This window comes from Mesorhizobium sp. M7A.F.Ca.CA.004.04.2.1 (assembly GCF_004022825.1).
In the GTDB taxonomy this organism is placed as follows: Bacteria; Pseudomonadota; Alphaproteobacteria; order Rhizobiales; family Rhizobiaceae; genus Mesorhizobium.
The window spans coordinates 1-10,520 of record NZ_RZPH01000094.1; the positions used below are offsets into that span (position 1 = coordinate 1).

The following is a 10,520-nucleotide window of genomic DNA, read 5'->3' on the forward strand; positions in this document are numbered from 1 at the left end:
ATAGCGAATACATGGCGCGCGCCGCCGACAGCATCTGGCTCATCGCCACATCCGCCTGTGCGCCGTCCCTGGCCAGGATCATCGCCGCGCCGACGCGGTCGCGGTAGACAGCAAAATTCTTCGAGCAGCTCGAGGCGACGACCATTTCCGGAATTTTTGCCGCCAGCAGGCGCAAGCCGAGGGCATCGGCCTCGAGGCCATCGCCAAAGCCCTGATAGGCGATGTCGACAAACGGCAGCAGCTCGCGCTCGACGACCAGATCGGTAACGGCTGCCCACTGTGCCGCATCCAGATTGGCGCCGGTCGGGTTGTGGCAGCAGCCATGCAGCAGTACGACGTCGCCGCTCTTTGCGGTCCGCAGCGCCGCCAGCATGTCGTCGAAGCGAACAGCGCCCGAGGCGGCGTCGAAATAGGGGTATTCACGGATCTGCAGGCCGGCGGCGCGCATCACCGGCATGTGGTTCGGCCAGGTCGGGTCCGACAGCCAGATGGTTGCATCCGAGCGTGTCCGCTTCAGCAGTTCCGCCACCAGCCGCAGCGCGCCGGAGCCGCCGGGCGCTTGTGCGGCGCGGATGCGCGTCATGTCGGCGCCTGGACCGAAGGCGAGCTTGGCCATCACCGTGTTGAAGCCGGTATCGCCGGCAAGGCCGAGATAGGTCTTGGTGTCCTGGGCCTGCAGCAGGCGCTGTTCCGCTTCGCGCACGGCGCGCATGACCGGCGTCTTGCCGTCGCGATCCTTGTAGACGCCGACACCGAGGTCGACCTTGTCTGGACGCGGATCGGCGCGATAAAGGCCGATCAGGGCGAGGATCTTGTCGGCGGGGGCGGGCTGCAGGGCTTCAAACATCGAAAATGGTTCCATTGGCGCGGCGGAGTGATACGCAAATCGGTCGCGTTTCGCCAGCGGTTTTAGCTAGGTGCTCCAGCCCGAGGCGGGGGTGCCGGGAAGCCTGCCCTGCCTGCTCCTTTCAGCTTTGCCTCGGCCAGCGGTCAGCCCCCGCCGTGTTTCCCAGTCTGCCGCAACAGATAGATGACCGCGCCCAGCACCATCAAGGCCAGCCCGAACCATGTCAGGGCATAGGCCAGATGGTTGTTGTGGAACGAAACGACCGTCAGGCCGCCGACCGGCCACCCTCCCGGATTGGGCGCGGCATCGGCATCGATGAAATAAGGAGCGACCTGCCCGAGGCATTGCGTCGTGGCGATCGCCTGCACATCGCGCGAATACCAGCGGTTGGCGGCCGGATCGTTGTTGCGCAGGAAGCCGCCCTTCGGTTCGGTCAGGCGCAGCAGGCCGCGAATTCCGGTGTGATCGCCCGAGGGCTTGCCTGCGAGGCGGGTTGCCGGATCGCGCTTGTCCGTCGGCACGAAGCCCCTGTTCACCAGAATCGTGAAGCCATCATCCGCTCGGAACGGCGCCATTACCCAGAAACCACCGCCGCGATCGGTGACCGCCTGGACCAGGGTCTCGCGATCACCGAGGAACCGGCCCGTGACGGCAAGCTGGCGATACTCATCATCCCTGGCGTTGATCTCTGGCCAGGCCGAAGGCGCCGGGGCGGCCACAGGTACCGCCTTGAGACGCTGGTCGACACGCTCGATCAGGTCGAGCTTCCAGACGCGGCGCTCCAGCTGCCAGATACCGAGCGCCGAGAACCCTGCGACGCCGATGGCACCGCAAAGGCAAAGCACCAACAGCGTCCATGGTGAACGCGTAACCCTTTGGCCGTCGCCTGTATTCGAATGCGGTGTCGTCCGCGCCTGTTCATCCAAAGCCAGGTCCCTCTCTCAGGGTATCTGACTCATGTCATGGCCGGGCATCATGTTGGCGTTCAGATGGTACATGACCCAGAGCGAGCCCGTCAGCGCGATCACCACCAGGATGAGGGTGAAGATCAGGGCCATCATGGTCCAGCCGCTCTCCGACCTGGTGTTCATATGCAGAAAGAACACCATGTGGACGATGATTTGCACGACGGCGAAGGCCATGATGGCAATCGCCGAAGCCATCTGATTGCCGAGTGCGTTGGTCATGACCAGCCAGAAGGGAATGGCGGTCAGCACGACGGACAGGCCGAAGCCTGTCAGATAGCCGCGCAGCGAGCCGTGATCGACGCCGTGACGCGCGTGGCTCTGGTCGCTGGTGTCTGTGTGGTGGCCGGCGCTCATCGCAACATTCCCATCAGATAAACGAAGGTAAAGACGCCGATCCAGATGACGTCAAGGAAGTGCCAGAACATGCTCAGGCACATCAGGCGCCGCTGGTTCGCGGCGATCAGCCCGTGCCTGGAGACCTGCACCATCAGCACCACCAGCCAGACCAGGCCGAAGGTGACGTGCAGGCCGTGCGTTCCGACCAGCGTGAAGAACGATGACAGGAAGCCGCTGCGCTGCGGCGTCGCCCCCTCGTGGATGAAATGGGCGAATTCGTAGAGTTCGATGCTGAGAAAGGCGAGGCCGAACAGGCCAGTGATCACCAGCCACACCTGCATGGGTTTCACCCGTCCCTTCGCCATCTCCAGCATCGCGAAGCCGTAAGTGATGGAGGACAGGAGCAGCATGGTGGTGTTCAGCGCGACCAGCGGAAGATCGAACAGATCCTTCGGCGCGGGTCCGGCCGCGTAATTGCCACCGAGCACGCCGTAGACCGCGAACAGCATCGCGAAGATGAGGCAGTCGCTCATCAGGTAGATCCAGAAGCCGAGCATGGTGCTGCTGCCGCTCTCGGCATGGCCGTGGTCGTCTTCCAGGTGGAAGACCGTGTCGTCGATCACCGTGTCGGCGTGTGCCATGGTGCTTATCCCGCCTGGCTGGTGGCTGCGAGCAGGCGTGTCCGCTCGTCCTCGACGCGGGTGACGTCACTGGACGGAATGTGGAAGTCCCGGTCGTAGTTGAAGGTATGCGCGATGGCGTAGCCGATCAGGGCGACGAAGCTGACGATCGCCAGCCACCAAATGTACCAGATGAGCGCCATGGCAAGCACCACGCTCAACCCGGCCAGGACGACGCCGGCTCCGGTGTTGCGCGGCATGTGGATGTCGCGGAAGCCCGTCAACGGACGCTGGTAGCCGCGATTCTTCATGTCCGCCCAGGCGTCGAGATCGTGGACGACGGGCGTGAAGGCGAAATTGTAGGCCGGGGGCGGCGACGAGGTTGCCCATTCGAGGGTGCGCCCGTCCCACGGATCGCCGGTATCGTCGCGAAGCTGCTCGCGCCGGCGCACGCTGACGAAGATCTGGATGAGGAAGGACAGGATCCCAAGCAGGATCAGGAAGGCGCCGAAGGCGGCGATGATGAACCAGATCTGCAGCGAGGGATCCTCAAAGGTGCGCAGCCGGCGCGTTACGCCCATCAAGCCGAGGATGTAGAGCGGCATGAAGGCGAACCAGAAGCCGACCACCCAGAACCAGAACGACATCTTTCCCCAGAACGGATCGAGCCGGAAGCCGAATGCCTTGGGGAACCAGTAGCTGATGCCGGCAAACAGGCCGAACAGCACGCCGCCGATGATGACGTTGTGGAAATGCGCGACCAGGAACAGGCTGTTGTGGATCACGAAGTCGGCCGGCGGAACCGCGAGCAGCACGCCGGTCATGCCGCCGACGACGAAGGTCAGCATGAAGGCGACCGTCCACATCATCGGCAGTTCGAAGCGGATGCGGCCGCGGTACATGGTGAACAGCCAGTTGAATATCTTGGCGCCTGTCGGGATCGAAATGATCATCGTTGTGATGCCGAAGAACGAGTTGACGCTCGCTCCCGATCCCATGGTGAAAAAGTGATGCAGCCAGACCAGGTAGGACAGGATGGTGATGACGACGGTCGCGTAGACCATCGACGTGTAGCCGAAGAGCCGCTTGCCGCAGAAGGCCGAGGTCACTTCCGAAAATATGCCGAAGGCCGGCAGGATCAGGATGTAGACCTCGGGGTGGCCCCAGATCCAGATCAGGTTCACGTACATCATCGGATTGCCGCCGAAGTCGTTCGTGAAGAAGTTGGTGCCGACATAGCGGTCGAGAGCCAGCAGGGCCAGCACCGCCGTCAGCACCGGGAAGGCGGCGACGATGAGCACATTGGTGCAGAGCGCGGTCCAGGTGAAGATCGGCATTCTCATCATGGTCATGCCAGGCGCGCGCATCTTGACGATGGTGCAGACCAGGTTCACGCCCGACAGCAGCGTGCCGACGCCCGCCACCTGCAGGGCCCAGATATAGTAATCGACACCGACATCGGGACTGTAGCCGATCCCCGACAACGGCGGATAGGCAAGCCAGCCGGTGCGGGCGAATTCGCCGACGAACAGCGACATCATGACGATGACCGCGCCGCCGACCGTCATCCAGAAGCTGAAATTGTTGAGGAACGGAAACGACACGTCGCGCGCGCCGATCTGCAGCGGGACGACGAAATTCATCAGGCCCGTCACCAGCGGCATCGCCACGAAGAAGATCATGATCACGCCGTGCGCGGTGAAGATCTGGTCGTAGTGATGCGAATTGAGATAGCCTTCCGAACCGCCGAAGGCCATCGCCTGCTGGAGCCGCATCATGATGGCGTCGCTGAAGCCGCGCAGCAGCATGACGATGCCGAGCACCATGTACATCACGCCGATGCGCTTGTGGTCGACGCTGGTGAACCATTCGCGCCACAGATAGCCCCAGAGCTTGAAATAGGTCAGCGCGCCGACGAGGGCGATGCCGCCCAGCGCGACGACTATGAAGGTCGCGACCACGATGGGCTCGTGCAGCGGCAGCGACTCGAGCGTAAGCCGGCCGAAGATCGCCTTGAGAAGAGCAGGATTGTCGAACATGTCTTGCGTGGCGCCTCAGGAGTTGAAGGGCGACCGAAGCGTGCCGGTTGCGGAAGGTGACGGCAGTCGGATCGACAGGGGCAGTGGCCGTTGCAGACCAGCGCCGACGATCGGCGTCGAGGTCATCGGCGTGAAGGATTGATCGGCCTTCGAAGCCGCCAGTGCTTCTTCGGTCGTGCATATGCTGGCGACATAGGATGGGGCAGGGCCGAATATCGTGCCGCGCCGGGCGAACTTGTCGTACAGTAGCGGAAGGGTGTTGCGGATGCCGGCCATTCCCAGACCGCCCTTGGCATCGATCTGCGACATCTCGCTCATGCACATCTTGCCGGGCTCGACGCACATGTTGAGGATCGCCTTGTAGAGATCGGCATCCACCGCCGCATAGTGGCGCACGGGTTGGTTCTCGCTGGGCTGTTCGAGCTCCAGATAGCCGTTTCGGTCGAGCTTGCCGCCGCCGTCCTTTGCCTTCGCGATCCATGCCTGGAAACCGGCGTCGTCCAGGCCGTGGAACGCGAACCGCATTCCCGAGAAGCCGGCGCCGCTGTAGTTGGCGGAGAACCCTTCATAGTCGCCGGACTTGTTTATGACGGCGTGCAGCCTGGTTTCCATACCCGGCATTGCATAGATCTGGCCGGCCAGTGCTGGAATGTAGAAGGAGTTCATCACCGATGCGGAGGTGATGCGAAAGCTGATCGGCCGGTCGACCGGCGCAGCCAGTTCGTTGACCATGGCGACGCCGTACTCCGGATAGATGAACAGCCATTTCCAGTCGAGCGCGACGACTTCGACCTCAAGCGGACGCACGTCCGGCGGCAGCGGCTTGCCGGCCGCTACACGTCCGATCGGACGATAGGGGTCGAGCAGATGGGTGCCCATCCAGGTCACTGCGCCCAGGCAGATTATGATCAGAAGCGGCACCGCCCAAATGACGAGTTCGAGATGGGTCGAGTGGTCCCAATCCGGCTCGTAGCGCGCCTCGCGGTTGGACTGGCGGTATCGCCAGGCAAAGAATATGGTGAGAGCCATCACCGGTATGATGACGATCAGCATCAGTGCCGTGGACACCATCAGCAGGTCGCGCTGCTGCGCGGCGACGTCGCCGGCAGGGTTCATGACGACCATGCTGCAGGAGCCGAGCGATGCCAGCAGGGGCAGCAGGAAAAGGGTACGGAGACGGCTCAATGTATGACCTGTCGGTTGTTCCCCCCAGTGCTAGCCGTACCGCGGCAATGAAGGCATTGGACAATTTGTCCAATGCCGCAATGACGCGGCAGGCCTCATCAAAGCACCTGGCCCGCGCACATGGCAAGCGATCGTAATGAGACCGCGGCGGGGCGACGGAGAATGCTGTGAGCCCAACTTCTAAGATCGAAGCCGACGCAAGACGGATCAACGCGCGGCATCATGAAGTGAAGCCCGGCGAAATCGCCGTTGGCGTCATCATCGGCAGGACGTCGGAATTCTTCGACTTCTTCGTCTACGCGATCGCTTCCGTCATCGTTTTTCCGAAGCTCGTATTTCCTTATGCCGACCCGTTGACCGGCACGCTCTACTCCTTCGCCATCTTCGCGCTTGCCTTCATCGCGCGGCCGATCGGCACGGCGATCTTCACCGCGCTCGACCGCGCCTACGGACGCAGCGCCAAGCTCACCATCGCGCTGTTCCTGCTGGGGACCTCGACCGTGTCGATCGCCTTCGTGCCCGGTTACGACCAGATCGGCCAGGCTTCGGCCTGGCTGCTGGCCATGTTCCGGATCGGTCAGGGACTGGCGCTGGGCGGGACATGGGACGGACTTGCCTCGCTGCTGGCGTTGAATGCGCCCGAAAAGCGCCGCGGCTGGTATGCGATGATCCCGCAGCTGGGCGCACCACTCGGGCTCATCGTTGCCAGCGCCCTGTTTGCATATTTCGTCGGCAACCTGTCGGCCGAAGACTTCTTCAGCTGGGGCTGGCGCTACCCGTTCTTCGTCGCCTTCGCCATCAATGTCGTCGCCCTGTTCGCACGGCTGCGCATCGTGGTGACGCCGGAATACACCAAACTGTTCGAAGGCCAGGAACTGGAGCCGACTTCCGTCCGCGAGACGTTGCGCGCCGAAGGGCGCACTGTCGTGCTCGGCGCCTTCGCGCCGCTGGCGAGTTTCGCCCTGTTCCACATGGTGACGGTGTTTCCTCTGTCCTGGATTTTCCTGTTCACGCGCGAGGGACCGGCACGGTTCCTCGTCATCGAGACGATCGGAGCTTTCTTCGGCCTGGCGGCAATCGCGATCTCGGGCTTCGTCGCCGACCGGGTTGGGCGCTGGCCCTTGCTCGGAGGCTCGGCGGTGGCCATTGCCGTGTTCAGCGGTTTCGCGCCACAGCTGCTCGATGGCGGCTTCGTCGGAGAGTCCGTCTTCATGGTCTTGGGCTTCGTCCTGCTCGGCCTGTCGTTCGGCCAGTCTTCAGGAGCACTCGCCTCGAACTTTTCAAAGACCTACCGCTATACAGGGGCGGCGCTGACCTCGGATCTCGCCTGGCTGTTCGGGGCGGGCTTCGCCCCCATAGTCGCCCTGTTCCTGTCCGCCCATTTCGGGCTGATCTCATCAGGCGCCTATCTGTTGTCGGGAGCGCTATGCACGTTGCTTGCGCTGAGACTCAACCAGCGCCTGGATCGGACGCCCGCTTGAGTGACCTGCTTGGCCAGGGCTGGGGACCTCCCGGCCCAATGACGTTGCACGACAAGACCAACAAACAGAATTTTCTGCTTCTGATTCAACTGCGCTGGATCGCGGTCGGTGGTCAGATCGTGACGATCCTGTTCGTCCGCTACGTGCTCGGCATTGGATTGCCGCTGGTCCCGATGGCGGTGGTGATCCTGCTGCTGATCGCTCTCAATGTCGCCAGCCTGCGCCGGCACAGCAGCCAGGACGCGATCACCAACACCGAGCTGTTTCTTGGACTGCTGCTCGACGTCACCGCGTTGACGGTCCAGCTTTACCTGAGCGGCGGCGCGTCCAATCCCTTCATTTCGCTTTACCTGCTCCAGGTCATCCTGGGCGCGGTGCTGCTGGAGACATGGTCGGTTTGGGCGCTTGTCTTCATTGCAAGCACGTGCTTCATCGCGCTGACTACTTTTTACCGTGAGATCAGCCTGCCCGCCGCACACGGGGCCGGGCTGTTCAGCCTGCACATCCAGGGCATGTTCATCTGTTTCGTCCTGGCGGCAACGCTTCTGGTGCTGTTCATCACCAGGGTCCAGAACAACATTCGCACCCGCGACGCCCATCTTGCGGATTTGCGCCAGCAGTCGGCGGAGGAGGCTCACATCGTCAGGATGGGCCTGCTCGCCTCCGGTGCCGCGCATGAGCTCGGCACGCCGCTGGCCACGCTTTCCGTCATCCTCAATGACTGGCAGCGCATGCCGGCTCTCGAGGCAGATCCGGATCTGGCGCAGGAAATCCGGGAGATGCAGGGCCAGTTGGACCGTTGCAAGAAGATCGTTTCGGGAATCCTGATGTCGTCGGGCGAATTGCGCGGCGAAGGCACGGTTCGCACCTCCGTCGACGCCTTCCTGGCGGAGCTGGTGGCCGAATGGAAGTCGACACGGCTGCCGCAAGGCTTCGAATACACCAGGCGTTTCGGCGCCAACCAGGAGATCGTCTCCGATCCCGCGCTCAAACAGGTGATGTTCAATGTACTGGACAACGCACTTGAAGCGTCGCCTCTATGGGTGGGGTTGACCGTCAGCCGCCAGGCGGACGATCTCATCATCGAAGTTGTCGACGTGGGACCGGGATTTGAAGAAGCCATGCTTGCTGAATTCGGCAAGCCCTATACGTCGACCAAGAACCGGCCAGGTAGCGGGCTCGGCCTGTTTCTGGTCGTCAATGTCATCCGCAAGCTGGGGGGTACCGTCACCGTAAGAAATAGAACCGAGGGGGGAGCTTCGGTTACGTTGCATCTGCCACTGGCTGCTCTGTCTCCACGAGGGCACAATGCCGACTAAACGCACGCTGTTGATCGTCGAGGACGATATCGCCTTTGCCAACGCACTGCGCCGGTCTTTCGAACGGCGTGATTACGAAACGCATAGCTGCCGGAGCGTCGACGGCGTGCATGCGCTGATCGGCACCGTTGCCTTCCAATATGCCGTCGTCGATCTCAAGCTCGCCAGCGGCTCGGGCCTGGAATGCGTCAGGGCGCTGCACGAGCACGATCCTGAAATGCGGATCGTCGTGTTGACCGGCTTTGCAAGCATCGCCACCGCTGTCGAGGCGATCAAGCTCGGCGCCTGCCAGTATCTCGCCAAACCCGCCAACACCGACGACATTGAAGCCGCTTTCGGCCAGGTCGAGGGCAATGCTTCGGTGCCGCTCGCCGAGCGACCAACCTCGATAAAGAACCTCGAATGGGAGCGCATCCACGAAATGCTGGTGGAGGCCGACTTCAACATTTCCGAGACAGCACGACGGTTGGGCATGCACCGCCGGACGCTGGCGAGGAAGCTGGAGAAGAGGCGTGTGAAGTAGGCACGATCTACCGGGCATCGCACATCGTGCCGATACCAATGATAAAATTGATGCCGGCAACAATCGTTACATTCGAACGATGTCCTCCGAAGGGAAAAAATTGGCAGGGCAGGGATTAAAATCCCCACATGCTCCGTAAACAGGACATGAAACCGTCAATGCCACGTTTTGACATCATAGGACAGCTCGGTTCGCTGCGCCGCTATGCGCGCTCGCTGACGCGCGACAGCACCGACGCCGAGGATCTTGTCCATGACGCGCTGGTGCGCGCTTATGAGCGGCGCAGCACGTTCCGCTCCGGCGGAAACCTGCGCGCGTGGCTGCTGTCGATCGTCCACAACACCTTCATCGACAAGATGCGGTCCCGCAAGTCCGAAGCGTCGCGCGTCGAACAGGCTGGATACCTGGCCGACGGCAGCACGCCGGCACCACAGGAACATTCGGTGCGCCTGGCGCAGGTGCGCGAGGCTTTTTTCAGCCTGCCGGAAGAACAGCGTTCAGCGCTGCACCTCGTCGCCATCGAAGGCCTCTCCTATCAACAGGCCGCCGATGCCAGCGGCGTGCCGCTCGGCACGCTGATGTCCCGCATCGGCAGGGCGCGCGCCGCACTGCGCGAGATGGAGGAGCCGGCGAAGGCAAAAAACCACCTCAGGATCGTTGGAGGCCCGTCATGACCGCAACTGTCGATCCCGTGACCGATATCGACCTCGACGCCTATGTCGACGACCAGGTCGACGTCACCCGCCGCATCGAGGTCGAAGCATTCTTGTCCGCTCGCCCGGAGGCGGCGGCGCGTGTGATGTCGGATCTCAGGACCCGCGATGAACTGCGCGTGGCGCTTGCCGGCTCCAAGGGCATGGCGCGCCCTGCGACCGCCGATGCCGCGCGGCGGCTGGAGAGGGGGCTTGCCCGCGGCCGGCTCTTCGGCGTGTTGCAGCGCGCGGCGGCGGTAGCCGGCTTCGTCGCCGCCGGCTGGCTGGCAAACGGCATCATCGGGCCGATGTCGGTGACCAAGGTCGTCGCCTCGCCGCAGCCGCCCGCCTATGTCGATGAGGCGGTGCAGGCCCACAGGACGACGCTGGTGCGCGAGAGCATGCCATCGCAGGCGGAAACGCCCAATTACAACGCCGGCGAAATCCGCGCCGCCACTGCCATCGTCATGCCGTCGCTGCCGACGGATTGGAGGGTGCGCGACGTGCAGA

The 10,520-nt window shown here is 62.9% G+C and carries 11 protein-coding genes; 5 read left to right on the forward strand and 6 right to left on the reverse strand.

What is annotated here, in order from left to right; genetic code table 11:
- From EN893_RS06820 to cyoA, 6 genes are all read right to left on the reverse strand, one after another.
- The coding region (locus EN893_RS06820; RefSeq protein ID WP_164900740.1) for an aromatic amino acid transaminase at positions 1–847 on the reverse strand (847 nt) is incomplete at its 3' end.
- 143 nt (positions 848–990) lie between these two features.
- The gene (locus tag EN893_RS06825; RefSeq protein WP_127272300.1) at positions 991–1,692 is read right to left on the reverse strand and encodes an SURF1 family protein; all 702 of its coding nucleotides are present in this window, start codon (positions 1,690–1,692) and stop codon (positions 991–993) included.
- Between the two features lie 96 nt (positions 1,693–1,788).
- Complete coding sequence (cyoD, locus tag EN893_RS06830) at positions 1,789–2,169, reverse strand: cytochrome o ubiquinol oxidase subunit IV (protein WP_127270910.1); 381 nt, start codon at positions 2,167–2,169, stop codon at positions 1,789–1,791.
- Positions 2,166–2,792: a cytochrome o ubiquinol oxidase subunit III gene (gene cyoC, locus EN893_RS06835; RefSeq protein WP_127270912.1), complete on the reverse strand. Its 627-nt coding sequence runs from the start codon at positions 2,790–2,792 to the stop codon at positions 2,166–2,168. Before cyoC ends, cyoD begins: the two co-directional genes overlap by 4 nt.
- Before the next feature lie 5 nt (positions 2,793–2,797).
- Positions 2,798–4,810, reverse strand: a complete 2,013-nt coding sequence (gene cyoB, locus EN893_RS06840; protein WP_128361456.1) for a cytochrome o ubiquinol oxidase subunit I — start codon at positions 4,808–4,810, stop codon at positions 2,798–2,800.
- Positions 4,811–4,825: 15 nt separating this feature from the next.
- Complete coding sequence (gene cyoA / locus EN893_RS06845; RefSeq protein WP_127268837.1) at positions 4,826–5,995, reverse strand: ubiquinol oxidase subunit II; 1,170 nt, start codon at positions 5,993–5,995, stop codon at positions 4,826–4,828.
- Positions 5,996–6,162: 167 nt separating this feature from the next.
- Between cyoA and EN893_RS06850 the strand changes: the two genes are divergently transcribed.
- The 5 genes from EN893_RS06850 to EN893_RS06870 form a co-directional block, all read left to right on the forward strand.
- Positions 6,163–7,476, forward strand: coding sequence for an MFS transporter (locus EN893_RS06850; protein WP_127268838.1), 1,314 nt, complete (start codon positions 6,163–6,165; stop codon positions 7,474–7,476).
- Positions 7,473–8,795 (forward strand): ATP-binding protein, encoded by a 1,323-nt coding sequence (locus EN893_RS06855; protein ID WP_127268839.1) that lies wholly within the window; start codon positions 7,473–7,475, stop codon positions 8,793–8,795. Before EN893_RS06850 ends, EN893_RS06855 begins: the two co-directional genes overlap by 4 nt.
- Positions 8,785–9,318 carry a response regulator transcription factor gene (locus EN893_RS06860; protein WP_023812014.1) on the forward strand — a complete coding sequence of 178 codons (534 nt, stop codon included), beginning with the start codon at positions 8,785–8,787 and terminating at the stop codon, positions 9,316–9,318. Before EN893_RS06855 ends, EN893_RS06860 begins: the two co-directional genes overlap by 11 nt.
- Before the next feature lie 158 nt (positions 9,319–9,476).
- Complete coding sequence (locus tag EN893_RS06865) at positions 9,477–9,992, forward strand: sigma-70 family RNA polymerase sigma factor (RefSeq protein ID WP_236383399.1); 516 nt, start codon at positions 9,477–9,479, stop codon at positions 9,990–9,992.
- A partial coding sequence (locus EN893_RS06870; RefSeq protein ID WP_164900741.1) for an anti-sigma factor occupies positions 9,989–10,520 on the forward strand: 532 nt, incomplete at its 3' end. The genes EN893_RS06865 and EN893_RS06870, both read left to right, overlap by 4 nt.